The sequence below is a fragment of the Streptomyces mayteni genome, from assembly GCF_054783955.1.
In genome coordinates this window covers 1-24,023 of sequence record NZ_BAAGPR010000118.1, presented here as the reverse complement: position 1 = coordinate 24,023, position 24,023 = coordinate 1, and the positions used below count along the sequence as shown (strand labels likewise).

Genomic DNA, 24,023 nt, shown 5'->3' with positions numbered 1-24,023 from the left:
CACCGCGGCCGGCCTGCTGCTCGGCGCCGCCGTCCGGCTCGGCATGGCGGGGGCGGCGGCCGCCGCGCTGCTCGGCGGGCGGAGCCGGACGGTGGCGCCGTCGAGCGGGGCGGCGCTGCTCGCGGCCTGGGCGTGCACCAGGTTCGGGATCTTCCGGGCCGGCCTGGCCTCGGCGGCCGACCCGAAGTACACGGTGCTGCCGCAGCGTGACCGGCTGGCCGCCAGGGCGGGCCTGGCGGCGCAGGCGGCGGCCGTGCGCGGGCTCCTGGGCGACGGGGAGGTGGACGGGGTCGCCACCACGAACCCGGGCGCATAAAATAGAACAAAGTGCTTATATCGGACCCCATGCCCGGGGAGGTAGCTGATGAAGGCGGTCGTTTACCACGAGCCCTACTCGGTGTCCGTCGACGAGGTGGCGGACGCCAGGGTGGAGTCGCCAACCGATGTGGTCATCCGCATCACGACCTCCGCGATCTGCGGCTCCGACCTGCACATGTACGAGGGCAGAACGGGAGCGGAGGCGGGCATCGTCTTCGGTCACGAGAACATGGGGATCGTCGAGGAGGTCGGCTCGGGCGTGGCGTCCGTGAAGAAGGGCGACCGCGTGGTGCTGCCCTTCAACGTGGCCTGCGGCTTCTGCAAGAACTGCCAGGCCGGCAGGACCGGCTTCTGCCTGACGGTCAACAAGGGCTTCGCGGGCGGCGCCTACGGCTACGTCTCGATGGGCCCCTACCGCGGCGGCCAGGCCGAGTACCTGCGGGTCCCGTTCGCGGACTTCAACTGCCTCCAGCTGCCCAAGGGCACCGAGCACGAGGACGACTTCGCGCTGCTCGCCGACATCTTCCCCACCGGCTACCACGCCACCGAGCTGGCCGAGGTGAGCCCAGGCGACTCGGTCTGCGTCTTCGGCGCCGGCCCCGTCGGCCTGATGGCCGCCTACTCGGCGCTGCTGCGCGGCGCCTCGCGGGTCTTCGTGGTGGACCGGCAGAAGGACCGGCTGCGGCTGGCGGAACAGATCGGCGCCACGCCGATCGACTACACGCGGCAGGACGCGGCCGAGCGGATCAAGGAGCTGACCGGCGGCGAGGGCACCGACAAGGGCATCGACGCGGTGGGCTACCAGGCCACGGTGGGCGAGGGTGAGGAGCAGCCGGCGATGGTGCTCAACACCCTGGTCGAGGCCGTGCGGCCGACCGGGATGCTGGGCGTGGTGGGACTCTACGTGCCGTCCGACCCGGGCGGTCCGAGCGAGAGCGCCAGGCACGGTGAGTTGCTGTTCTCGATGGGTCGCTTCTTCGAGAAGGGCCTGCGGATGGCCACCGGGCAGGCGAACGTCAAGGCGTACAACCGGCAGCTGCGTGACCTGATCATCGCCGGCCGGGCGACCCCGAGCTTCGTGGTCTCCCACCGGCTGCCGCTCGATCAGGCCCCGCTGGCGTACGACCGGTTCGACAAGCGGGTGGACGGCTGGACCAAGGTCCTGCTGAAGCCGGATCTGCACGGCTGAACTGCCCCGGGAGGAGGCGAACATGTCGAGCATGCCGGACGAGGAGATGGGCGACGAGGTCTACCAGCCGCCACGTGCCGACGCCGACGACAACCCGATCGACGTGGACCTGGACAACGCGCTCGACGAGCCGCAACAGGACGAGGCGCTCGACCAGGGGTACTCGCCTCCCGAGAAGCCCCTCGCCGCCGGCAGGTTCGGCACCACGGCCCGCGAGCAGCACGACCGCAAGTCGCTCGCGCAGCGGCTCGACGAGGAGAACCCGGAGGTCGCCGAGGAGGCCGGCGACGGCATCGGCGACCAGCCGGGCATGGCGGGCGAGCCGATCGACGACGAGGTCGGCGACGACCGCGCCGGGCGGCTGGTCAAGGCGGACGAGCGCTATCCGCTGCGCGGCGGGGACGGCCCGTCGGCCCAGGACATGGGCATCGACGGCGGCGCCGCCTCGGCCGAGGAGGCGGCGGTGCACGTCGTGACCGAGCTCGGCGCCGAACCGCCGGCGGACGAGCGCCCGTAGCGCCCGTCCAGTCAGTCGTGGCGGGGCAGCCCCGAGAGCTCGTGGTCGGCGTGGCTCAGCGCCTCGTCGACCAGCCGGGCGAGGTGGCCGTTGTGCAGGGCGTAGATCACCCGCCGCCCCTCCTTTCTGGCCCGGACGAGGCCGGCGAGCCGGAGCCTGGCGAGGTGCTGGCTGACCGCCGTGCGGGAGGCGCCGCAGGCGGCCGTCAGCGTGCTGACGTCGGCTTCTCCCCCGCTCAGCTGGTGCAGCAGGGCGAGCCTGGTGCGGTCCCCGAGCAGGGCCAGGACCTCGGCCGCCCTGGCGAACTGGTCGGCGCCCGGCTCTCGCGGGTGCGAACCATGCGCATCTGATAGATGCATGCGTGCGCTCATATGCACATAATGAGAGAAGGCACGTCCCCGTGTCCACTCCGCCGAACCAGGCGGCCGTCGAAAGGCGTCGTTGTGAGCGCACCACACAGACATGACCACGGACCCGATCCCGTCACCCCCCACGACCACGACCACGGGCACGACCACCACGAGCACGACCACCCGCACGACCACGGGCAGGACGAGCACCACGGGCACGACCACGGCGACCACGGGCACGACCACGACCACCCGCACGGCGGCGGCCGGCTGACCAGGCTGCGGCACGAGCTGACGCACCTGGTCAAGCCGCACTCACACGAGTCGGCGGACAAGATCGACGGCGCCATGGAGTCCTCCGCCCGCGGCATGCGCGCGCTGTGGATCTCGCTCGTGGTGCTCGGCATCACGGCCGTCTTCCAGGTCTTCATCGTCATCATCTCCGGCTCGGTGGCGCTGCTCGGCGACACCATCCACAACTTCGCCGACGCGCTGACCGCGGTGCCGCTGGGCATCGCCTTCCTGCTCGGCCGGCGGGCCGCGAACCGCCGCTACACCTACGGCTACGGCCGGGCCGAGGACCTGGCCGGCATCGTGATCGTGCTCTTCATCGCCTTCTCGGCCGCCGTGGCCGCCTGGACGGCCGTCGACCGGCTGCTCAACCCCCGGGACATGGACCACGTCGCGGTGGTCGCCGTCGCCGCCGTGGTCGGCTTCATCGGCAACGAGTGGGTGGCCCGCTACCGGATCAAGGTGGGCCGGGAGATCGGCTCGGCCGCGCTGATCGCGGACGGGCTGCACGCCCGCACCGACGGCTTCACCTCCCTCGCCGTGCTGCTCAGCGCCGGCGGCGCGGCGATCGGCTGGCAGTGGGCCGACCCGGTGGTCGGGCTGCTGATCACGCTCGCCATCCTGCTGGTGCTGCGCGACGCGGCGCGCGAGGTGTTCCGCCGGATCATGGACGCCGTCGACCCCTCGCTGGTCGAGACCGCGGAACGGGCGCTCGCCGAGGTGCCTGGGGTCGGCCGGGTGGGTGAGCTGCGGCTGCGCTGGATCGGCCACCGGCTGCGGGCCGAGGTGGCCGTCGAGGTGGGCGGCGAGCTGAGCGTCCGCGAGGCGCACCAGGTGGCGGTGGACGCGGAGCACGCGCTGCTGCACGCCGTCCCACGGCTCACCGCGGCCCTGGTGCACGCCGATCCCGCGCCGTCCCCAGGCGCCGCCGACCCGCACGCCGCGCTGGCGCACCACGGGCAGTAAGCGGCCGCGCGTGACGGCGCGGCACCACCACGCGGGGGGTCGCACGCGGCCCTCCGCGCCGGGCTCTCACCCGTTCGGCTCCACTTCCCGCGCGTCGACCACCCCGGGGTGACACACACGCCGGAAACCCTGACAGATAGTAGGCTTTCTGGCGAAGCATCACATCTCGTGGCAGGACGCACGGGCGGGAGCCGACCGGGAGAGAGACGCCGCGCATGACGACACGCGAGGATCCGCTGGGTGCCGAGCCCCGGCCGGCGGCCCCCGAGGAGGGCTACCACCGGGGCCTCGGCGGCCGCCAGGTGCAGATGATCGCCATCGGCGGCGCGATCGGCGTCGGCCTCTTCATGGGCGCCGGCGCCAACATCGCCAAGGCCGGCCCCAGCCTCGTGCTGATGTACGCGCTGGCCGGCTGCGTGATCTTCGTCATCATGCGGGCGCTGGGCGAGCTGCTGCTCTACCGGCCGGTCGCCGGCAGCTTCGCCGAGTACGCCAGGGAGTTCCTCGGCCCGTTCTACGGCTACGCCACCGGCTGGACGTACTGGCTGCTGTGGGTCGTCACCGGAATGGCCGAGCTGACGGCCGCGGCCATCTACGTCCACTACTGGTTCCCGGCCGTCCCCCAGTGGCTGAGCGCCCTCGTCTTCCTGCTGCTGCTCTTCGGGGCCAACCTGGTCTCGGTGCGGCTCTTCGGCGAGATCGAGTTCTGGTTCTCGATGGTCAAGGTCACGGCGATCATCGGCATGATCGTCATCGGCGTCGGGGTGCTCACCCTCGGGTTCTCGCAGGCCGGCGACACCGCCACCGTCGGCAACCTCTGGTCGCACGACGGCTTCTTCCCCAACGGGATCGGCTCCAGCCTGCTCACCCTGCAGGGCGTGATGTTCGCCTACGTGGCCGTCGAGCTGGTCGGGGTCACGGCCGGCGAGAGCGCCGACCCGGAGCGCTCGCTGCCCCGCGCGATCAACTCGCTGCCCTGGCGGATCGTGCTGTTCTACGTCGGCTCGCTGACGGTGATCCTGGCCGTGGTGCGGTGGACCGAGTTCGACGCCGGGGTCAGCCCCTTCGTGGCGGCGTTCGCCGAGATCGGGATCCCGTTCGGCGCCGCCGTGGTCAACTTCGTGGTCCTGACCGCGGCCCTCTCGTCCTGCAACTCGGGCATGTACTCGACCGGGCGGATGCTCCGCGACCTCGCCGGCAACTCCGAGGCGCCGGCCCGGTTCGGCCGGCTCAACGGGCGGCAGTCGCCGGCCTTCGCGATCACCGTCTCGGTCGCCCTGATGGGCATCGGCGTGGTGCTCAACTACCTCGTGCCGGAGAAGGCGTTCGGCTACGTCACCTCGGTGGCCACCGCCTGCGGCCTGTGGACCTGGTCGATGATCCTGGTCAGCCACCTCCGCTACCGGCGCGGCGTGCTCGCCGGCCGGCTGCCCGCCTCGTCGTTCCCGGCGCCGGGCGGCAGCGTCGCGAGCGCCGTGGCGCTGTTCGCGCTGCTCGGGGTCGGCGTGCTGATGGGTGTCGACCCGGACGCCCGGATCTCGCTCTACGTGGGCGCGGTCTGGGCGGTCTGCCTGCTGCTCGGCTGGTTCGCCATGCGCCGCGGCCAGCACCTCACGACCCCGGGCCCGCCCGGGCCGGCCCGGCCGGAGCTGGCGGCGAACTGACCGCTCTCGGGGGGCGGTTGGGACCACCGATCGCGTTGTTCCAATTTTGACGAAAGTCTGAGACCGTTCTGAGCGAGCCATGAGGCTACCCATGGGGCTGGGTGGATCCAAGTGATCTACGGCGTGGAAGCGATTCCCGCCGGTGCGTTTCCGGTTGTGACACGTTGTGACACCAGGAAGGCATTCCCATCATGGAACATCAACCCACGCCCGAAATCAGGGCGTTGTCCCACCCACTGCGCCGCCTGAGCGGGCCCGACCGCGGGCTGTTCAGGGCCTTCGGCCAGGGGCCGCTGCGGCCGGTGCCGCACTCCCACATCCACCACGCGTTCGAGGAACAGGCGGCGTCGCGGCCGCTCGCCGTCGCCGCCGAGCACCTGGGCGAGACCATCAGCTACGGCGAACTGAACCGGCAGGCCAACCGGTTGGCCGCGCTGCTCACCGAGCGCGGCATCGGTCCCGGCGACCGGGTCGGTCTCTTCCTGCGCCGCTCCATCCCGATGCTCGTCGGGCTGCTCGCCGTCCTCAAGGCCGGCGCCGCCTACGTGCCGCAGGACGTCGGCACCACCCCGGCCGCCCAACTGGCGCACGTCCGGGCGACGTCGCGGGCCCGGGTGGTGCTCACCGAGTCCCGGTACCTCGACCTGATGCCGGCGGACGACCCGGGGGCCGGCGGGCCGTTCGAGGTGATCGCCGTCGACGCCGTGATGGTCGGCGTCGTCTGCCCCGACACCCCGCCCCGACCTGCGGGCTCGGCCGACGACGGCTGCTACGTGCTCTTCACCTCGGGCACCACGGGCCGACCCAACGGGGTCACGGTCACCCACCGCAACGTGTGCAACCTGCTGCTCACCCAGCCGGGCGACCTCGGCATCCGGCCGGGCGACCGGGTGGCGCAGATCCTCAACATCGCCTTCGACATGGCCGCCTGGGAGATCCTGGGCGCCCTGAGCCACGGCGCCACCCTGGTGGTCAGGGGCCCGGAGATCGCCGCCGCCGTGCGCGGCTGCCACGTCGTCATCGCCACCCCGACGGTGCTCAGCGCCATCGACCCCGACCGGTGTCCGCGGATCAGGACCGTGGCCGTGGCCGGCGAGCCGTGCCCCCGACCACTCGCCGACCGCTGGGCCCGGGTCGGCGCCTTCTACAACGGCTGCGGGCCGACCGAGACCACCATCGTCAACACGATGCAGCTGCACCACCCGGCGGCCGCCCGGCTCACCATCGGCCGGCCGACGCCCAACAACACCGTCTACGTGCTGGACGAGCGGCGCCGGCCCTGCCCGATCGGCGAGGTCGGCGAGATGTGGGCCGGCGGCGCCGGCGTCTCCGCCGGCTATCTCGACAACCCCGGCCTCACCGCGGAGCGTTACGCGCCCGACCCGTTCCTCGGCGCCGGGCGGCTGATGTTCCGCACCCGGGACCTGGGCCGCTGGACCCCGGACGGCGAGCTGGAACACCTGGGCAGGACCGACGACCAGGTAAAGATCCGCGGCTTCCGGGTGGAGCTCGACGCGGTCTCCGCGATCCTCGAGTCCTTACCCGGCTGCGCCAGGGCCGCCACGGTGCGGCTCGACGACCGCACCCTGGTCTCCTTCGTCTCGCCCGGCGGGCTCTCCCCGGCGGCGGCCCGGCACGCGGTGGCGGCCGCCCTGCCCTACTACTGCGTGCCGGCGACGGTGTACGCGCTCGACGCGCTGCCGCGAACCAGCCGCGGCAAGATCGACAAGGCGGCGCTGCTGCGGCTCGCCCGCCAGCTGGCCGATCCGGCCGCCCATCCCGCCGAGTTGCACGAGGCGGCGTCGTGACGGCGCCGGTGCGCGACGCCGAGGCCGTCACGCTGCCGCCGCTCCTCCCCTGGCCGCGCCGGATCCTCAAGCACCCCGCGCTGATGCACTACAACCGGCTGATCGCGCTGGTCTGGGCGGTCAACCTGGTGGCGCTCGGCGCCGGATGGGCGGACGGCGACGGCGTCTCGGCCCGCTCGATCTCCTACGCCGCGCTGGCCAACCTGACGCTGGCGGTGCTGGTGCGCCAGCAGTACGTCATCAACGCGCTGTTCCGGCTGGCCACCCGGCCGCCGGTCAGCTGGCCGTTGCGGGTCCGCTGGACGCTGGCGAAGGTCTACCACTTCGGCGGGCTGCACGTCGGCGGCACCACGGCCGGCACCGCCTGGTTCCTCGTCCTGCTGCCGGTGCTCGCCGTCGAGGGGGCGCCGGCCGCCACCCTGACGGTGTCGATCGTGCTCGGGGCGCTGCTCGTGGGCCTGGTGGCCACCGCGCTGCCGCCGTTCCGCTCCCGCTTCCACGACCGCTTCGAACGGATCCACCGGTTCGGCGGCTGGGGCGTGCTGCTGCTGTTCTGGGCGCAGACCGCGCTGGTGCTGCGGGAGCGCGGCGGATCGCCGTTCGCGGCGCCGGAGTTCTGGGCGCTGGCGGTGGTCACGGCCAGCGTGGCGCTGCCCTGGCTGCGGCTGCGCCGGGTGCCGGTGGACCTCGAACGGCCGTCGTCCCACGTGGTGTTGGCACACTTCGACCACGGCGTGACCCCGTTCGCCGGCTCGTCGACGACGATCAGCCGCCGCCCGCTGCTGGAGTGGCACTCGTTCGCCAACGTGCCGGCGCCGGGCAGCTCCGGGTTCCGGCTGACCATCTCCCGGGCCGGCGACTGGACGGGCGCCTTCATCGACGACCGTCCCTCGCACGTCTGGGTCAAGGGCATCACCACGGCGGGCGTGGCCAACATCGAGACGCTCTTCACCCGGGTCGTGTACGTGGCCACCGGCAGCGGCATCGGGCCCTGTCTGCCACACCTGCTGGCCGAGCAGGTGCCCTCGCTGCTGGTCTGGGCCACCCGCACACCCCGGGTGACCTACGGCGACGCGCTGGTCGACGAGATCCTGGCCGTCCAGCCGGACGCCCGGATCTGGGACACCACCGAGCACGGCAAGCCGGACATGGTCGCGCTCGCCTACGCGGCCTACCGCGACTTCGGCGCCGAGGCGGTCATCTGCATCTCCAACAAGAAGCTGACCTGGCGCGTCGTGCACGGCCTGGAACGACGTGGCATCCCGGCCTACGGCGCGATCTGGGACTCCTGACCGCACTCCCCCACCGGAGGAAACCCATGCAGCTCAACCACGTGAAGGTGGAGCGGGACGGGCGCGTCGTCACCGTCCGCCTGCACCGGCCGGCGGTCCACAACGCGCTCAACAGCGCGCTGATGACCGAACTCACGGCCCTGCTCGCCTCGTTGGACGACGATCCGGAGGTCGGCTGCTTCCTGCTCACCGGCTCGGAGCGGGCCTTCGCGGCCGGCGCCGACATCCGGGAGATGGCCGACCGGACGGCGAGCGAGATGTTCGCCGAGGACTACTTCGCCGGCTGGGAACGGCTCACCGCGCTGCGCACCCCCAAGGTGGCGGCGGTGGCCGGCTACGCGCTGGGCGGCGGCTGCGAGTTGGCCATGATGTGCGACACGGTGATCGCCGCGGAGACCGCGGTGTTCGGCCAGCCGGAGATCAGGCTCGGCGTGATCCCCGGCATCGGCGGCACCCAGCGGCTGACCCGGCTGGTCGGCAAGGCCAAGGCGATGGACCTGATCCTCACCGGCCGCACCATGGACGCCGCCGAGGCCGAGCGGTCAGGACTGGTCGCCCGGGTGGTGCCGGCCGACCGGCTGCTCGACGAGGCGCTGGCGGTGGCGCGCACCATCGCCTCCTACAGCAAGCCGGCGGTGCTGGCGGCCAGGGAGGCCGTCGACCGGTCGCTCGAACTCGGCCTGGCCGAGGGCGTCCGCTACGAACGCCGGGTGTTCCACGCGCTGTTCGCCACCGAGGACCAGAAGGAGGGGATGCGGGCCTTCCTCGACAAGCGCCCGCCCGAGTTCACCGGACGCTGAGCGGCGGGACCGGCCGGGCGCGGTCGCGCCCGGCCGGTTCCCGACGACTGGTCGCCGGCTACTCGCCGGTGGGCAGCCAGACGCGCATGGCGCAGTTCTCGCGGTTGGCCCAGGCGTAGTAGGGCACGGCGGTGAGGGTGAGCGGTTCGCCCGCCGGTCCTGGGGTGCCGGCGATGGCCGGCCGGTAGGGCCACCAGGGGGCGGCCTCGGTGGCGTCCGGGCGCGGGCGGCGGCGCGCGGTGGCGGTCACCGCGGTGACGCCGCCGAGGAGTTCGGGCCGATCCACGGTCCCGAGCTCCGCGGTCAGGTCGACGACCAGGTCGTCGAGGCCCTCGCCGGGCCCGAGCCGGGGCTGGTCGACACCCTCGACGCAGTACACGAGCGGGCCGCGCTCGATGGCGGCGCAGCCGCGGACGGCGTCCACCCGGGGGTCGGCCAGGGTGAACCTGGGGGCGAGGTCGAGGTCGAGGAGGACGGTGTCGCCCTCGGCCCAGGCCCGGGTCAGCCGCAGCCAGCCGTCCGCGAAGGCGACCTCGTCGGCCGGCGGCGCCGCGCCGTTCACGGTGACGGACCAGGAGTCGGCCGACCAGTGCGGGACGCGCAGCGCCAGGGCCCAGGGGTCCTGTCCCGTGGCGGTCACCGTGAGGGCGATCCGGCCGTCCCGCGGGTAGTCGGTCTCGACGCGCAGCGCGGCCTCGCCGCCGGCCAGCGGGGCGGCGACGGTGCCGGTGGCGTACTGGTGCACCTGGAGCTCGCCGCCGTCGGCGGAGGCGGTGGCGAGGTAGTGGGGCAGCGAGGCAAGCAGCCGCATCAGGTTGGGCGGGCAGCAGGCGCACCTGAACCACGGCACCCGGCGGGGCGTCTCGCCCTCCTGGTCGGCGTAGCCGTCGCGGACGTGCAGCGGGTTGTCGTAGAGGTAGCGGTCGCCGGAGAGCGAGACGCCGCACAACACGCCGTTGTAGAGGGTGCGTTCGATCAGGTCGGAGTACCTGGCCTCGCCGGAGAGCAGGGCGAGCCGCCAGCTGAACTGGACGGAGGCGATGGCGGCGCAGGTCTCGCAGTAGGAGCGGTCGGCCGGCAGCTCGTAGGGGTGGCCGAAGCCCTCGTCGGAGTGGTGTGCGCCGACGCCGCCGGTGAGGTAGGTCTGGCGGGCGACCATCTCGTCCCACAACCGTTCGACGGCCGCGCGCAGTTCGGGCTCGCCGGTCTCGGTGGCGACGTCGGCGGCGCCGGCCAGCAGGTAGAGCTGGCGGACGGCGTGGCCGGTGACGGCCGTGGCCTCGCGCACCGGGAGGTGGTCCTGGAAGTAGCCGGGGCGGCCGTGGCCCTGCTGAGTGTGGTGGGTCAGGGCGCCGCCGTGCCGGTCGACGAAGTAGCCGGCCAGCTCGGTGTAGCGGGACTCGCCGGTCTCGCGGGCGAGTTCGACCAGGGCGGTCTCGATCTCGGGGTGGCCGTCGATGCTGTCGTGCGGCCGTCCTGAGCCCTCGGGGCCGAAGCTCTCGTCGATGTGGTCGGCCAACCGGACCGCGACGTCGAGGAGTTCACTCCGCCCGGTGGTGCGGTGGTGGGCGACCGCGGCCTGGATGAGGTGGCCCGCGGTGTACAGCTCGTGGCCCCAGCGCAGCTCGCTGAAGTGCGGCACCTCGGGCTTGGCCACCTGGTAGTAGGTGTTGAGGTAGCCGGAGTCCTCCTGGGCGCCGGCCAGCAGCTCGGCGAACTCGCTGACGTGCTTGGCGAGTTCGTCCCGGCTGTCGGCGTCGGTGCCGGGGTCGCCGAGCTGCCAGGCGGCGGCCTCCAGCCACTTGTGGAGGTCCGTGTCCTGGAACGGGTAGCCGCCCTGGAAGCCTTCGGTGGCCCGCGCGGCGGCCAGCCTGAAGTTCTCCAGGTTGCCGGCCTCGGCGAGGCGTTCTGGCCCCTGCGGGATACTCACCTCCGCGTTGACCCGGCGGCGTTCGGCCCAGAAGCCGGCGGTCACGGTGGCCCGCGCGGTGGCGGACAGCACCGCGTGCGCGGCCGGTCCTGGGCGGGCCGGTCCTCCGGCTCGGGGGGCTGGGGTGTGGGCGGACGGGACGGCTGTCATGCGTGACTCCGTTTACGGGGTGGGAACTGTCGTCAGTGGAGCTTGCGGGTCGGCCGCACGCCGGTGAGGCGCTGGGAAACCCTTTTCCCAGCCGTAGACGCTAGGAGCGTGGGAGTGGGTGGTCAAGACCTCGGGGCAGTGCGAATTCCGCCAGGCTCCACCCCTGTTCCCGGGGACGAAGGCATGGCATCATGACCGGCTCGGGGGGTGGACCGACCCCCTCGTGTCGGCCGGACCGAGAAGGGCAAAGGGTTTCCCATGACCGTGACGCCACCACGCGGAGAGGCCGGGGCACGGGCGGCCACCATCAGCGACGTCGCCGCGCTCGCCGGGGTCTCCCCTGGCACCGCCTCCAAGGCGCTGAACGGGCGCGGCCGGCTGCGTCCCGAGACCAGGGAGCGGGTGCTCGACGCCGCCCGCAAGCTCGACTTCCGGCCCAACGCGATGGCGCAGGGCCTGCTCTCCGGGCGCAGCTTCACCGTGGGGCTGATCACCACCGACAGCGTGGGCCGGTTCAGCCTGCCGGTGCTGCTCGGCGCCGAGGACGCGCTGGGCGCCGGCCGGATGTCGGTGTTCCTGTGCGACACCAGGGGCGACCGGATCCGCGAACAGCACTATGTGCGCACCCTGTTGGAGCGCCGGATCGACGGCCTGATCGTCACCGGCCGGCGCACCGACCCGCGTCCGCCGATCGTGCTGCCGGCGCCGGTGCCCGTGGTCTACGCGCTCGGCCCCTCGACCGACCCGGCGGACGTGTCGCTGGTGCCGGACGACGCGGGCGGCGCCCGGCTCGTCGTCGACCACCTGCTGGCCACAGGGCGCCGCCGGATCGCCCACCTCACCGGCCCGGCCCACCACTCGGCGGCGGCCGAGCGCGCCGAGCACACGACGCTGGCGCTGCGCGAGGCCGGCGCCGAACTCTCCGGCGGGCGCGTCTACTTCGGCGAGTGGAGCGAGGCGTGGGGCCGGCAGGCGGCGCTGATCGCGCTGCGCGCCGACCCCGACGTGGACGCGCTGTTCTGCGGCAGCGACCAGATCGCCCGCGGCGCGGCGGACGCGCTGCGGGAGGCCGGGCGCCGGGTGCCCTCCGAGGTGGCGCTCGTCGGCTACGACAACTGGAAGGTCATGGCCGAGGCGTCGAGGCCGCCGCTCACCACCGTCGACATGAACCTCACCGAGCTGGGGCGGACGGCGGCGCTCCGGCTGATGTCGGCGATCGAGGGCCAGCCGGCGCGCGGCGTGGAACGGCTGCCGTGCCGCCTGGTGATCCGCGATTCCACGGGCGTCACCGCGGGCGGCGAGGGGCGGGACCGGCCTCCGGTCAGGGGGTGATCGCGTACTCGGTGAACCGGCCGGCCGCCAGGAAGCCGAGGCGGCGGTAGACGGGTTCACCCTCCGCAGACGCCTGGAGGACCGCGGTCCGCGCGCCCTCCTCGTACGCCACCCGCAGCGCCGCCGCCGTGACGGCGCCGCCGTAGCCGCGGCGGCGGTCACCGGCCAGGGTCGCGATGTTGTAGATCCCGGCGACGCCCGCGTGCCGGAAGACCTCGGCCGAGCAGACCGGGCGGCCGCCGACGTACCCGACCAGGTAGCGCGCCGGGCAGTCGGGGGCGAGCGCCCACTCGGCCGCCGCCGCGTAGAAGCGGCGCACGGTGGTGGAGGGCGGGTCCCAGCTCGCCGCCAACACGGCGGCGTGATGGGCGAGTTGGCCCGGGGTCGTGACGCGTCGGATGTCCAGCCCCGCGACCGCTGGCACCAGCGGGGCGGCCGGCAGCGCCCGCCACATGCCGGTCTCGGTCTCCGATGGCGACAGGCCGGCGGCGGCGAGCCGGGCGCCGAGATCGGCGGGCTCGGAGGCGGGCCCCACCCACCACGAGAAGGGACGGCCGGTGGCGGCCAGCGTCCGCAGCGTCTCGGTGACCCGCCCGTCGGCCGCGTCGGGCGCGAGGCGGGCGGCGGCGACGATGTTGAAGGTGTCGTCCGGCAGGCCGCTGTCGGCGACCACCAGCTCCGCCGACTCGGCGACGGTCGCGCCCGCGAGGCGCCGGTGCAGGTGACAGGCGTGCTCGGCCAGGTTCCGCTCCATGCGGGCCGCCGGCCCCTCGGTCTCGTTCATCGCCGTCCATCAGACCACGTCGGCCGCGCGCCGCGCGGGTGGTTCACGGGTCAGCCGGCGTCGGTGACCTCCTCGACCAGGACCAGGGTGGTGGCGCGGGCCACGATCGTCTCCTTCTGCCTCGCGTCGAGGCTTCCGGCCGGCACCTTGAAGTCGGCGAAGGGCATCGTGATCTCCCTCCTTCGCTGATCGGGGGTCAGACGATTCCGCCGTTGGCGCGCAGGACCTGGCCGTTGACCCAGTGGCCGGCCGGCGAGGCCAGGAAGGCGACGGCCTCCGCGATGTCGGCCGGGGTGCCGAGGCGTTCCAGGGGCGCCATGTTCGCCAGCCGGTCGATGGTCTCCTGGTCCTTGCCGTCGAGGAACATGTCGGTGGCGGTGGCGCCTGGGGCCACCGCGTTGACGTTGACGTCCCGGCCGCGCAGCTCACGGGCGAGGACCATCGTCATCCCCTCGACCGCGGCCTTGCTCGCGATGTAGGCGCCGTACCTCGGGAAGGCGAGGCCGACCTGCGACGTGGAGAACGTGACGATCGACCCGCCGGGGCGGACGTGGTTCGCCGCCTGCTGGGCGACGACGAAGGTGCCGCGGATGTTGGTGCGGTGCAGCGCGTCGAGGTCAGCCAGGTCGATCTCGGCGATGGTGGCCAGGACCATCCGGCCGGCCGCGTGCACCACCACGTCGACGCCGCCGAACTCCGATTCCGCGGTCGTGAAGAGGTCGGCCACCTGCCGCTCGTCGGCGACGTCGGCCCGGACGGCGACCGCGCGGCCGCCGGCGGCGACGGCCTCCGCCACGGCGGCCTCGGCCTGGTCGCGGTTGCCCGCGTAGCCGACGACGACGTCGTACCCGGCGCCGGCCAGCCGGCTCACCGTGGCGCGGCCGATGCCGCGCGAGCCGCCGGTGACGATCGCGACGCGGGTCCGGTCGGCGTGGCCGTGCTCGGACGGTGCTTGCCGCAACGCCTGCCGTGGTGCTTCCTGCGGGGACATGGGTCTCCTGTGAACGCTCGTCGTACCGGCGCAGCGTCGGAAGCCGCGGCGCCCTGCTCGGGTCCCAGCCTGGCCCAGCCCGCCCCGGTCAGCCACGGCTGCGGGCACCCTGGGGTCGGCGACCCCTGGATCGGCCCGGCGCGGGGAGGGACCATGGGGGCGTGAACCATTCGGAGCTCGCCGCGTACCTGAGGTCCCGGCGCGACCGCGTCCGCCCGTCGGACGTCGGCCTGCCCACCGGCCCCCGCCGCCGGGTGCCAGGGCTGCGCCGCGAGGAGGTCGCCCAGCTCGCCGGGCTCTCCGCCGACTACTACACCGAGCTGGAGCGCGGGCGCGGCGCCCAACCCTCGGCCCAGGTGCTGGCCGCCCTGGCCAGGGCGCTGCGGCTGGACGGCGACGAGCGCGACCACCTGTTCCACCTCGCCGACCGCCCGCTCCCGCCGGCGGCGCACGGCGCGTCCGCGCACGCCCAGCCGGCGCTGCTCGGGCTGCTCGACCGGCTCGACACGACGCCGGCCAGGATCATCACCGACCTGCACCAGACGCTGGCCCAGAACCCCCTCGCGGAGGCGCTGCTCGGCCCGCCGCTCGCCGGGCGCGGCCAGGCGGCGTCGTTCGTCTTCCGCTGGTTCACCGACCCCGCGGTCCGCGCGCTCCACCTTCCCCCAGCTAACGCTGGGAGGTGCCCCCAACGGACCACCCGCACCACTCCCGGGTCTTCGCCGCCGACCTGCGCGCGGTCGCCGCCAGGCGCGGCGACGACGCCGAGGTCACCCGTCTCGTCGGCACACTGCGCCGCCGCAGCCCGGAGTTCGCCGCCCTCTGGGAGACGGGCGACGTGGCGCTGCGCCGCACCGACCACAAGCGGGTCGTCCACTCGGAGCTGGGCGTCATCGAACTGGACTGCCACCGGGTGTCGAGCGAGGACGGCCGCCAACGGCTGCTCTGGTTCACGGCCGCCCCGGGCACCGAGGGCGCGGCGCAGCTTGAGTTGCTCTCCGTCATCGGCACCCAGGACATGACGGTCACCCCGTAGCGGTCCCCACGAGACGACAGACGACAGAGGACACATGAACGCGAGCGACCCCGGCCTCGACGGCCGTCTCACCGCCTTTCCCGCCCCCGCGTGGGCCGGCGAGCGGGTGCCGGCCGTGCTGGTGCTGCCGGGCGGCGGGTACGAGCACCACGGCGAGCACGAGGGGGAACCCGTGGCCCGCTGGCTGAACGGCCTCGGTCTTGCCGCGTTCGTGCTGCGCTACCGCGTCGCGCCGCACCGGTACCCGGCAGCGCTGGAGGACGGGCGGGCCGCGCTGCGCGCCATCCGGGCCGAGGCGCCCGCGCTCGGCATCGACCCGGACCGGGTGGCGGTGCTCGGCTTCTCGGCCGGCGGCCACCTGGCCGCCTCGCTGGCGGGCGACCCGGCCGGCACGCCGGCCGAGCGGCCGGCACTCGCCGTGCTCTGCTACCCGGTGATCTCCTTCAGCCACCTGCCCCATGTCGGCTCCCTGGCGGCGCTGTTGGGCCCGGCCGCGTCCCCCGCCGAACGCCGCGCCGCCTCCCGGGAGCTGACGGTGACCCCGGACACGCCCCCGGTCTTCCTGTGGCACACCGCGGACGACCCGGCGGTCGACGTGGCGCACTCGCTGCGCTACACCGAGGCGCTCGCCGCGGCCGGGGTGCCGGTCGAACTGCACGTCCTGCCGCACGGCCGGCACGGCGTCGGCCTCGCCCCCGAGCAGCCGGAGCTGTCCCGCTGGACGGAGTGGTGCGCCGCCTGGTTCCGCTCGCACGGCTGGCTCGGGGACGTTCCCGGGGAGCGGTGACGAGGCGGCTCCCCGCCGCCTCCCCTGGGCTACGATGCGCCAGCTGACCGAAATCGTGCGCGGCACCGGGGGCTTGGGACCGTGGAAGAGCACATACTCGCCGACCGTTACCGGCTGGTGCGACCGCTCGGGCGGGGCGGGATGGGGGAGGTCTGGGAGGCGCGTGACGAGAGCCTGCGGCGGCCGGTCGCGGTCAAGGTGGTCTCGGTCCTCGCGGGCGGCGGAAGCCGGGCCGAGGAGGCGCGCGCCCGGTTCCTGCGCGAGGCGCGGATCACGGCCGCCCTCCAGCATCCGAACATCGTCACCGTCCACGACCTCGGCGAGGCCACGACCGACGAGGGCACCACGCCGTTCCTGGTGATGGAGCTGCTGCGGGGCCGTGGCCTCGACGCCGTCGTCCGTGACGGCCCGGTCGACGGGCCGGACGTCGCGCGCTGGGGCGCGGGGGTCTGCGACGCGCTCGCCGAGGCGCACGGCGCCGGCATCCTGCACCGCGACATCAAGCCGGCGAACGTGTTCGTCACCACCCCGGGCGCCGTGAAGGTCCTCGACTTCGGCATCGCCCGCGCCGCCGACCCGTCGGCCACCGGGGACCGGTTGACCCACACCGGGTTCCTGGTGGGCACGGCCTCCTCCATGGCGCCCGAGCAGGCGCGCGGGCATCCGGAGCAGCGCAGCGACCTGTACGCGCTCGGCTGTCTGCTGTTCGAACTGCTCACCGGCCGGCTGCCGTTCACCGCCCCGGACACCGTGGGGTTCCTCACCGCGCACCTGCACGACGCGCCCCCGGCGCCGAGCGGGGTGGCGCCCGGTGTCTCCCCCGCGTGGGACCGGGTGGTGCTCAGGCTGCTGGCGAAGGACCCGGGCGAACGGTACGCGTCGGCCGCGGCCCTCGCCGACGAGCTGCGCCACCTCGACGCCTCGGCGCCGCAGCGGGCGTCACACCGGGCGCCGACCGCGCCGACGCCGGCCCCTACGGTCACCGCGGCGGTCAGCCCGACGGCGGCCGCGACCGTCACCGCGGCGCCCACCCGGTCGGGCCCGACCCGACGCGGCCTGCTGCTGGGTGGCGCGGGAATCGCCACGCTCGCCGTCGCCGGCGGCTCGGCGGCGCTGTACGTGACCGGCGACCCAGGGAAGGGCCCGGTCGCCTGGTCGCGGAACATCGGCGACGTCGACCTGTTGAACACGGGCGGTCCCGACGTCGTCCTGGCCGACGGGCGCTGCCATGTGGCCGGCGGCCACGGCTGGAAGGAGACCGCCGTGCTCCACACCCTCGACCAGGCCGGCGGCGAGCCCCTGTGGAGCGCTCCCCTCGACGCGGCCTGGGCCGGGGAACCGCGCTTCGCGGTGGTCGACGGCACCGTGCTCACCCTGTCCAGGGGCCCCGACGAGGTCGGCTACGCGGTGCACGTCTTCGACGCGGCCACCGGCGAGCCCCTGCTGCGGCGGCAGGTCGAGATCAACACCACGAGGCTGGACGTGAGCCGGCCGAGCGGCCTGCTCATCACGGAGGAGGACGGGATGGTGAGCGGAACCGACCCGCGCACCGGCGACCTCCGGTGGGCGGTCGACGTGTCGTCCCCCTACGGATCGGCGTTCCTGCTGGCCGGTGATCTGGTGCTGAGCGACTGGGGGAAGGCGGTGCACGGCGAGACGGGCGAGGAGTTGTGGGAGCGCGAGGACTTCTCCCCCATGGGCGACGGGGGACTCGTGCTCGGCGAGGGCCTCCTCTGCTACGAGGCCGGTGAGACGGCCGCCGTCGACCTGGTCTTCCGCGAGACACGCACGGGCGACGTGGTGTGGCGGAGCCCGTTCCAGGAGAGCGAGCCCGAGTCGGTCGTCGGGGCCTTTCCGCCCCTGGGGTCGCTGGTCTCGGGCACCACCGTGTTCCTCCCGTCGCCCGTGGGCGACCGCCGGAGCGCGACCGCCCTCGACGCGCTCACGGGCGAGCCGAAGTGGACCCACGACGGCGCCGGCCCCTCGGACGGCGAGGCGGCGAGCGTGGCGGACGGGTTCGTCCTGTCCACGCGGGAGGGGACGGTGTGCCTGGCCGCCGACGACGGCGCCGAGCGGTGGCGCGACGAGGCAGGGGACACCGGTGCGGTGCGGGTCAGCGGCCCGTACGCGCTGCTCTACCGCACCCGGGGGACCCGGTTGTTCCGGCGCTGGACGCGGGTGCGGATCCTGGGTGCCGACGACGGCGGCGAGATCTGGAGCGGGGAGTTCGACAGCGTGCACGTCGGCGACCCGGCGTCCCGCGGCGAGGGCGATCCGGTCGTGGTCGTCGACAACACGGGCACGGTGTGGGCCCTGCGCCCGTGACCGGCCGCCGCCGGGGCCCGCGTCGGTCTCTGGGACCATGGAGGCGTCGGGCCGCGTGAGGTGCTCACGCGGCGCAGGAGTCTCGGAGCCTCAGGGGATCACCAGCGTGTCGGAGGAGTCGACGGCCACCATCGGCCGGGCCGCGTTGCGGGCGGACTGTGCAAGCTGCTTCGGGCTGTGCTGCGTGGCGCTGCCGTTCACCGTCTCGGCGGACTTCGCCGTCAGCAAGCCGGCCGGCACCGCCTGCGCCAACCTGGACGCCGACTTCCGTTGCGGCATCCACGCCGGCCTGCGGGAGCGCGGCTTCACCGGCTGCACGGTCTTCGACTGCTTCGGCGCGGGGCAGCGGGTCTCCCGGGAGACCTTCGGCGGGCGCGACTGGCGGTCGGCGCCGGGGACGGCGGCGTCGATGTTCGCGGCCTTCGGCGTGGTACGGCAGCTGCACGAACTGCTGTGGTACCTCGGCGAGTCGCTGGCGAGGCCCGCGGCCCGGAAGCTGGCGCGCGAGCTGCGCGCGACGAGCGAGCGGGTCGAGGCGCTGGCCGGCGGCGGCCCGTCGGAGCTGGCCGCGGTGGACGTGCCGGCGCTGCGCGCCGAGGTCGGCGAACTGCTCGGCCGGGTCAGCGAGTCGGTGCGGGCCGGGGTGCCCGGCCGGCGACCGGACAGGCGGAGCGCCGACCTGGCGGGGGCGCGGCTGCGTGGCGCCGATCTGCGGGGTGCCTCGCTGCGCGGGGCGCTGCTGATCGCGGCCGAACTGAGCGGCGCCGACCTGCGGTCGGCCGATCTGCTGGGCGCCGACCTGCGGAACGCGGAGCTGGCCGGCGCGGACCTGCGGGAGGCGCTGTTCCTCACCCAGGCGCAGGTGAACGCGGCCAGGGGCGACGCGGCCACCCGGCTCCCCGAGGGGCTGCGTCGCCCGTCGCACTGGAGCGGCCCGCAGGGCTGAGCGGGGCCGCGTTCCTCAGCCCGGTGCCCCACCGCCCAGGCGGCTGAGCGCCCGCATGGCGTCCCGCTCGATACGGGCGAGGTCGCCGAGGACGGCGCCGGCCCGCGCCAGGCACGCCGCGTCCCTCGACTCGCCGGCCGCCGCGACCAGTTCGGCGACCTCCGTCCACCCGGTGGCGGCCTCGGCGTACAGCCGGTGGCCGGTGCGCAGGTGCTCGCTGTCGATCAGTTGGGCGCACTCGGCGAGGAAGTCCCGGTAGAGGTTGCGGAACAGGGCGCCGCCGGTGCCGGCCTTCTCCATCAGGAGGGCGGCCCACGACAGGTCCCGCCGTGGGTCGTCGGTGCGCTGGAGCCAGCTGGGGACCAGCTTGGCGGCCTTCTCGACGCCCCGGTGGCCGAGGTTGGCGATGGGCGGGGCGAGGAAGGCGTCGGCGCACGCGGTGATGGCGGGGACGAGCCGGTCGTGCGGGGCGGGCGCGTGCTTCGGGACGGCGAGGGTGAAGGACCGGTGCCTGGCGGTCATCGGGCCGCGCTCGGCCCTGGCCTGGGCAAGGCTGGTGAGGCTGGTGGTCACCGCTCCGCCCAGTTGGTCGGTGTCCACCAGGTGGGCGTCGTGGTCGTCGTAGCCGTACATGGCGACGACATGGGCGCCGAAATGCGCCTTCGAGGGGAAGTACTCCAGGTGGTAGCTGTCGAGTTGAAGTCCGACGGGCCGGCCCGCGTCGACGGCGGCCGCCACGTTCTGCCATGCCCTGCGGGGTGAGGTGGTCTCCCTGACCTGGAGTTCGAGTCCGAGTCTGGTCGCCAGGTTGCTTGTGAGGGCGAAGGGCTTGACCCGGCCGCCGAGGATGGGGAAGCCCAGGTTCTTACTGTCCCAGTAGATGAAGCCGAGACCGGAGCCGAGGCCGAAGAGCATGGGCTCGGACAGGTCGAGTCCCTCGTGTCGCAACAGCACCCCGAGTGCCGTCGTCTCGCAGTGCTCCATGCCGCGCGCGTCGATGTCGATCTTCGTGCTCATGCGGCGCTCTCCTCGATGGGGATGACCAGCCGGGTCATCAGTTCTTCCTGGGGTGCCTCGGCCGGCCCGACGAGATAGGCCTCACGGAAGGGGCCCTGTGGGCGCAGCCCGCGCTCGTGGAGGGTGGCGAGGACCGCGTTGTAGGCCAGGGGCAGTTGGGTGTAGGGCCCGATATGCGTGGTCTCGGCGACGGGCCCGCCGGGCAGCGTTTCGAACTCCAGCCCGGGGGTTGCTTCCCCGTGCGTCGTCTCCGCTCCGACGGCGATCTCCATCCGCTCGTCCAGATCGAGCGGGTAGAGCCCCCACAGGGGCGGCTGCCACGCGATTTCCGCCTCGCTGAGCGCGGGCAACAGCCGGCTCACGCACGCGCCGACGTGCTCCCCGACTTCCGCCGGGCCGCAGACCGCCCGGACGACGGCCAGTCGCCGTTCCGGCTCGCTGCCCACCGTTACCTCGTAGCCGGGCAGGCCGCCCTCCGCCAGCCGCTCCAGCATCCCGAGCCGTGCCTGGTCCCGGCTGATCCGCTCGGCGAGCCGGTCGCGTTCGGCGCGCAGGATCTCAGCGCGGCGGGCGGGCTCGGCGGCCAGCGCCCTGGCGATCACGGCCAGCGGGAGGTCCATCTCACGGAGCAGGGCGATGGTCAGGGCGTCGCGGGCCTGTTCCGGCGCGTAGTAGCGGTAGCCGGTGGCGGCGTCCACGTGGACGGGCGCGAGCAGCCCGGTCTCGTCGTAGTGCCGCAGCTGCTTGACGCTGAGCCGGCACAGGCGGGCGAAGCGCCCGATGGTGAGGAGTTCGTCGTGCACCCCGTCATGGTGGACTCTCCCACGGGGGGAGAGTCCAACCCCGGTCCCGAGCCGGTCAGGCCGGGAGGCCGACGGTCACCACGTCGACGCCCTCGGCGCGCAGCGCGGCGACCGCCGCCGGGTCTGCGGTGACGTCCGTGACCAGGGTCCAGTCGCCCGGCAGCCTGGCCCAGGCGTGGAACGGCCGGCGGCCGACCTTGGCGGCGTGGGCGAGGACGTACACCCGCCTGGCGCGTCTGGCCATCAGCTCCTTGAGCCGGGTCTGCCGCAGGTCGGCCTCGCAGATGCCGAAGCCGGCGGCGACGCCGTCGGTGCCGAGGAAGAGCCGGTCGAACGTGAGGTGTTCGAGGGCGGCCTCGGTGAAGGGGCCGACGAAGCTCTGGCTCACCGGCCTGAGGGTGCCGCCCAGGCACTCGACCCGGACGCCGTCCGCGTCGGCCAGCTCCTCGAGGGCCGGCAGCCCGGTGGTGGCGACGGTCAGCGTCGTGGCGTCGCGCAGTTCGTGGGCGAGCGCCCGGACCGTGGTGCCGCCGTCGAGCAGGATCGTCTCGCCGCTGGCTATCTGCTCGGCGGCCCAGCGGGCGATGGCCCGCTTGGCCTCGAACGCCTCGCCGGTGCGCTGCCGCAGCGACGCCTCGGGGTGCGCGACCAGGGCCATCGCGCCGCCGTAGGTGCGGGCCATCCGCCCCTCGGCGGTGAGCCTGGCGAGGTCGCGGCGGATGGTGGAGGGCGAGACTCCGAAGTCGCGGGAGAGGTCGGTGACGCTGGCCAGGCCCGTGGTGGTGGCGAGGCGCACGATCTCGTCGCGGCGGACGCGGGATCCGGGGGGTGGCATCGTCGTCTCCGTCAGCCGGTGGGCCTGGTGGCCATCTCGGCGGCCTGGCGCAACGCCTCGACCATGGAGCCGGCGTCGGCGGTGCCGGTGCCGGCGATGTCGAAGGCGGTGCCGTGGTCGACCGAGGTGCGGATGACGGGGAGCCCCACGGTCAGGTTGACGCCGGCCTCCAGGCCGAGCACCTTGACCGGGCCGTGGCCCTGGTCGTGGTACATGGCCACGATGAGGTCGTAGTCGCCGCGGCCGGCCAGGAAGAAGGCGGTGTCGGCGGGGAGCGGGCCGCGCGCGTCGATGCCCTCGGCGCGCACCTCCTCCAGGGCCGGCACGATCTTCTCCTCCTCCTCGCCGTAGCCGAAGAGGCCGTTCTCGCCGGCGTGCGGGTTGATGCCGCAGACGCCGATCACCGGCGCGGGGACGCCGGCGCGCACCATGGCCTCGTGGCCGCGGCGCACGGTCCTGGCGACCAGGCCGGGCTCGATGCGGGCGACGGCGTCGATCAGGCCGATGTGGGTGGTGACGTGGATGACCTTGACGGTCGGGGTCGACAGCATCATCGACACCTCGGGGACGCCGGTCAGCTTGGCGAGCAGTTCGGTGTGGCCCGGGTAGACGTGGCCAGCGGCGTGCAGCGCCTCCTTGTTGAGGGGGGCGGTGCAGATGCCCTGGACGGCGCCGGCCTGGGCGAGTTCGGCGGCCGTCCTGATGTACTGGTAGGCGGCGTCGCCGGCGAGCGGGGAGAGCTTGCCGAAGGGCAGGTCGGCGGGGAGCAGGTCGAGGTCGATCACGTTGATCCGGCCGGGCGTGAACACGGCCTCGTCGGGCGAGGTGACGGGCACCAGGTCGACCTCGTCCTCGCGGCCGAGCAGCGCGGCGGCCTGCCGGAGTCGCTTCGCGTCGCCGATGACGACGGGGCGGCAGCGGGCGAGGGTGTCGGGGTGCAGCACCGCGGGGACGATGACCTCGGGCCCGATGCCGGCTCCGTCGCCCATGGTGACGGCGATGAGCGGCAGCGGCTCGGTGTCGCCGCCGGTGTTGCCGCCGGTGTTGCCGCCGGTGTTGCCGGCGGTGGCGACGGGGGTGGTTGACGAGCTCATCGAAACTCCTTGTGTGGGGCCCCCCGGCTTCGGCCGCGAAGCGGAGCGTGGCGGATTGGACACGGAATGCTCTGATAGAGTGAACGAGTCGCCGGGGCGGTGTGTAAGCCTCGGGGGCCTACCGCCGGGCTGGCGGGATGTGAAGTCTGTGGAGCGGATGTAAGACTCCGGCTTGGGTTCGTCCCGGGAGCAGTCTGCGGTGAAGCAGAAAGCCCGCTCCGCGAGGGGCGGAATCGTCTCCGTCACAGGAGAAGAGGAGGCCAAGGACGGACCTTCCGCTGTGGTCCGGGCGGGGCGAAGCGCGCGCACGATCTGGCGCAGTGATTCGTGTCCGCCGAAGCTGCCCGGGCGGGTGACGATGGATCGCCCGTCCCGGGCACTCGACAACACTGCTCCGTGGTGGATCTGTCCCCGGGGTTCGAGTTCCGCGATGGCCAGTGCCTCCAGGACCCGACGCGCGGTCTCGCCGCCGGTGAGCACAAGGTCGGCGGGCGCCGGGTGGCGGGCCAGGGTGGCGGCGGCGAGGGCGGCGAGACCGCGGACCACGGCCCTGGGGTCGGCGCGTCGTTCGGCGGTGCCGGTGGGCGCGACGCTGAGGACGGTGACCCGGCCGGCGGCGAGCCGTGGCGGCTCCGCCGCGAGGTCCACGCTCGGCCGCGGGTGGTGGTCGGCGGCGAGCGATGGCTGCTCCGCAGCGGCCCGCGCGGCGAGGGCGGCGCTCGGCCGCGGGTGGTGGTCGGCGGCGTCGGCGACGAGCCGCGCGAACTGCTCGGCGATCGCCGGCTCGGGGGTGCCGAC

Annotated in this window: 19 protein-coding genes and 3 pseudogenes; 13 read left to right on the top strand and 9 right to left on the bottom strand. The window is 73.9% G+C overall.

Translation table 11 applies throughout. The features are described from left to right. From ACYVPE_RS33645 to ACYVPE_RS33635, 3 genes and pseudogenes are all read left to right on the top strand, one after another. Nucleotides 1-316 (top strand): annotated as a pseudogene (locus ACYVPE_RS33645) (hypothetical protein); the annotation flags it as partial. Between the two features lie 48 nt (nt 317-364). Continuing rightward, nucleotides 365-1,507 (top strand): glutathione-independent formaldehyde dehydrogenase, encoded by a 1,143-nt coding sequence (locus ACYVPE_RS33640; protein ID WP_461037586.1) that lies wholly within the window; start codon nt 365-367, stop codon nt 1,505-1,507. Nucleotides 1,508-1,529: 22 nt separating this feature from the next. Continuing rightward, a complete protein-coding gene (locus ACYVPE_RS33635) occupies nt 1,530-2,024 on the top strand; it encodes a DUF5709 domain-containing protein (RefSeq protein WP_461037585.1) in 495 nt (164 codons plus the stop codon). Nucleotides 2,025-2,035: 11 nt separating this feature from the next. Here ACYVPE_RS33635 and ACYVPE_RS33630 read toward each other — a convergent pair whose 3' ends face one another. Next, nucleotides 2,036-2,395 (bottom strand): ArsR/SmtB family transcription factor, encoded by a 360-nt coding sequence (locus tag ACYVPE_RS33630; protein ID WP_461037584.1) that lies wholly within the window; start codon nt 2,393-2,395, stop codon nt 2,036-2,038. A gap of 72 nt (nt 2,396-2,467) precedes the next feature. Here ACYVPE_RS33630 and ACYVPE_RS33625 point away from each other — a divergent pair, with 72 nt between their 5' ends. The 5 genes from ACYVPE_RS33625 (at nt 2,468) to ACYVPE_RS33605 (ending at nt 9,195) form a co-directional block, all read left to right on the top strand. After that, a complete protein-coding gene (locus ACYVPE_RS33625) occupies nt 2,468-3,631 on the top strand; it encodes a cation diffusion facilitator family transporter (RefSeq protein WP_461037583.1) in 1,164 nt (387 codons plus the stop codon). Between the two features lie 215 nt (nt 3,632-3,846). Continuing rightward, nucleotides 3,847-5,295 carry an amino acid permease gene (locus ACYVPE_RS33620; RefSeq protein ID WP_461037582.1) on the top strand — a complete coding sequence of 483 codons (1,449 nt, stop codon included), beginning with the start codon at nt 3,847-3,849 and terminating at the stop codon, nt 5,293-5,295. Between the two features lie 191 nt (nt 5,296-5,486). Further along, nucleotides 5,487-7,103 (top strand): amino acid adenylation domain-containing protein, encoded by a 1,617-nt coding sequence (locus tag ACYVPE_RS33615; protein WP_461037581.1) that lies wholly within the window; start codon nt 5,487-5,489, stop codon nt 7,101-7,103. Next, the gene (locus ACYVPE_RS33610) at nt 7,100-8,395 is read left to right on the top strand and encodes a ferredoxin reductase domain-containing protein (RefSeq protein WP_461037580.1); all 1,296 of its coding nucleotides are present in this window, start codon (nt 7,100-7,102) and stop codon (nt 8,393-8,395) included. The genes ACYVPE_RS33615 and ACYVPE_RS33610 overlap by 4 nt, the downstream gene beginning before the upstream one ends. Before the next feature lie 26 nt (nt 8,396-8,421). Next, nucleotides 8,422-9,195, top strand: coding sequence for an enoyl-CoA hydratase (locus ACYVPE_RS33605; protein WP_461037579.1), 774 nt, complete (start codon nt 8,422-8,424; stop codon nt 9,193-9,195). Between the two features lie 58 nt (nt 9,196-9,253). Here ACYVPE_RS33605 and ACYVPE_RS33600 read toward each other — a convergent pair whose 3' ends face one another. Then, a complete protein-coding gene (locus ACYVPE_RS33600; RefSeq protein ID WP_461037578.1) occupies nt 9,254-11,275 on the bottom strand; it encodes a glycoside hydrolase family 127 protein in 2,022 nt (673 codons plus the stop codon). Between the two features lie 258 nt (nt 11,276-11,533). Here ACYVPE_RS33600 and ACYVPE_RS33595 point away from each other — a divergent pair, with 258 nt between their 5' ends. Further along, a complete protein-coding gene (locus tag ACYVPE_RS33595; RefSeq protein ID WP_461037577.1) occupies nt 11,534-12,607 on the top strand; it encodes a LacI family DNA-binding transcriptional regulator in 1,074 nt (357 codons plus the stop codon). Here the strand turns inward: ACYVPE_RS33595 and ACYVPE_RS33590 are convergent. Both ACYVPE_RS33590 and ACYVPE_RS33585 read right to left on the bottom strand, forming a co-directional pair. Continuing rightward, nucleotides 12,597-13,361 carry a GNAT family N-acetyltransferase gene (locus ACYVPE_RS33590; protein ID WP_461037589.1) on the bottom strand — a complete coding sequence of 255 codons (765 nt, stop codon included), beginning with the start codon at nt 13,359-13,361 and terminating at the stop codon, nt 12,597-12,599. The two genes, ACYVPE_RS33595 and ACYVPE_RS33590, sit on opposite strands and share 11 nt — an antisense overlap. Before the next feature lie 226 nt (nt 13,362-13,587). After that, complete coding sequence (locus ACYVPE_RS33585; RefSeq protein ID WP_461037576.1) at nt 13,588-14,382, bottom strand: SDR family oxidoreductase; 795 nt, start codon at nt 14,380-14,382, stop codon at nt 13,588-13,590. 161 nt (nt 14,383-14,543) lie between these two features. On the opposite strand from ACYVPE_RS33585, the pseudogene ACYVPE_RS33580 reads away from it, so the two are divergent. The 4 genes and pseudogenes from ACYVPE_RS33580 (at nt 14,544) to ACYVPE_RS33565 (ending at nt 19,476) form a co-directional block, all read left to right on the top strand. After that, nucleotides 14,544-15,418 (top strand): annotated as a pseudogene (locus tag ACYVPE_RS33580) (helix-turn-helix transcriptional regulator). Between the two features lie 34 nt (nt 15,419-15,452). After that, nucleotides 15,453-16,205, top strand: a complete 753-nt coding sequence (locus ACYVPE_RS33575) for an alpha/beta hydrolase (protein WP_461037575.1) — start codon at nt 15,453-15,455, stop codon at nt 16,203-16,205. Nucleotides 16,206-16,286: 81 nt separating this feature from the next. After that, on the top strand, nt 16,287-18,530 hold the full coding sequence (locus tag ACYVPE_RS33570) for a protein kinase domain-containing protein (protein WP_461037574.1): 2,244 nt from the start codon (nt 16,287-16,289) through the stop codon (nt 18,528-18,530). A 97-nt stretch (nt 18,531-18,627) separates the two neighbouring features. Beyond that, nucleotides 18,628-19,476, top strand: coding sequence for a pentapeptide repeat-containing protein (locus ACYVPE_RS33565; RefSeq protein ID WP_461037588.1), 849 nt, complete (start codon nt 18,628-18,630; stop codon nt 19,474-19,476). Between the two features lie 15 nt (nt 19,477-19,491). Here ACYVPE_RS33565 and ACYVPE_RS33560 read toward each other — a convergent pair whose 3' ends face one another. The 5 genes and pseudogenes from ACYVPE_RS33560 to ACYVPE_RS33540 all read right to left on the bottom strand — a co-directional run. After that, a complete protein-coding gene (locus ACYVPE_RS33560) occupies nt 19,492-20,493 on the bottom strand; it encodes a BtrH N-terminal domain-containing protein (protein ID WP_461037573.1) in 1,002 nt (333 codons plus the stop codon). Continuing rightward, the gene (locus tag ACYVPE_RS33555) at nt 20,490-21,296 is read right to left on the bottom strand and encodes a MerR family transcriptional regulator (RefSeq protein WP_461037572.1); all 807 of its coding nucleotides are present in this window, start codon (nt 21,294-21,296) and stop codon (nt 20,490-20,492) included. The genes ACYVPE_RS33560 and ACYVPE_RS33555 overlap by 4 nt, the downstream gene beginning before the upstream one ends. 55 nt (nt 21,297-21,351) lie before the next feature. Then, complete coding sequence (locus ACYVPE_RS33550; protein WP_461037571.1) at nt 21,352-22,131, bottom strand: DeoR/GlpR family DNA-binding transcription regulator; 780 nt, start codon at nt 22,129-22,131, stop codon at nt 21,352-21,354. A gap of 11 nt (nt 22,132-22,142) precedes the next feature. Beyond that, nucleotides 22,143-23,225: a 4-hydroxythreonine-4-phosphate dehydrogenase PdxA gene (gene pdxA / locus ACYVPE_RS33545; RefSeq protein WP_461037587.1), complete on the bottom strand. Its 1,083-nt coding sequence runs from the start codon at nt 23,223-23,225 to the stop codon at nt 22,143-22,145. 381 nt (nt 23,226-23,606) lie between these two features. Further along, nucleotides 23,607-23,771 (bottom strand): annotated as a pseudogene (locus ACYVPE_RS33540) (nucleotide-binding domain containing protein); the annotation flags it as partial. Between the last annotated feature and the right edge of the window lie 252 nt (nt 23,772-24,023).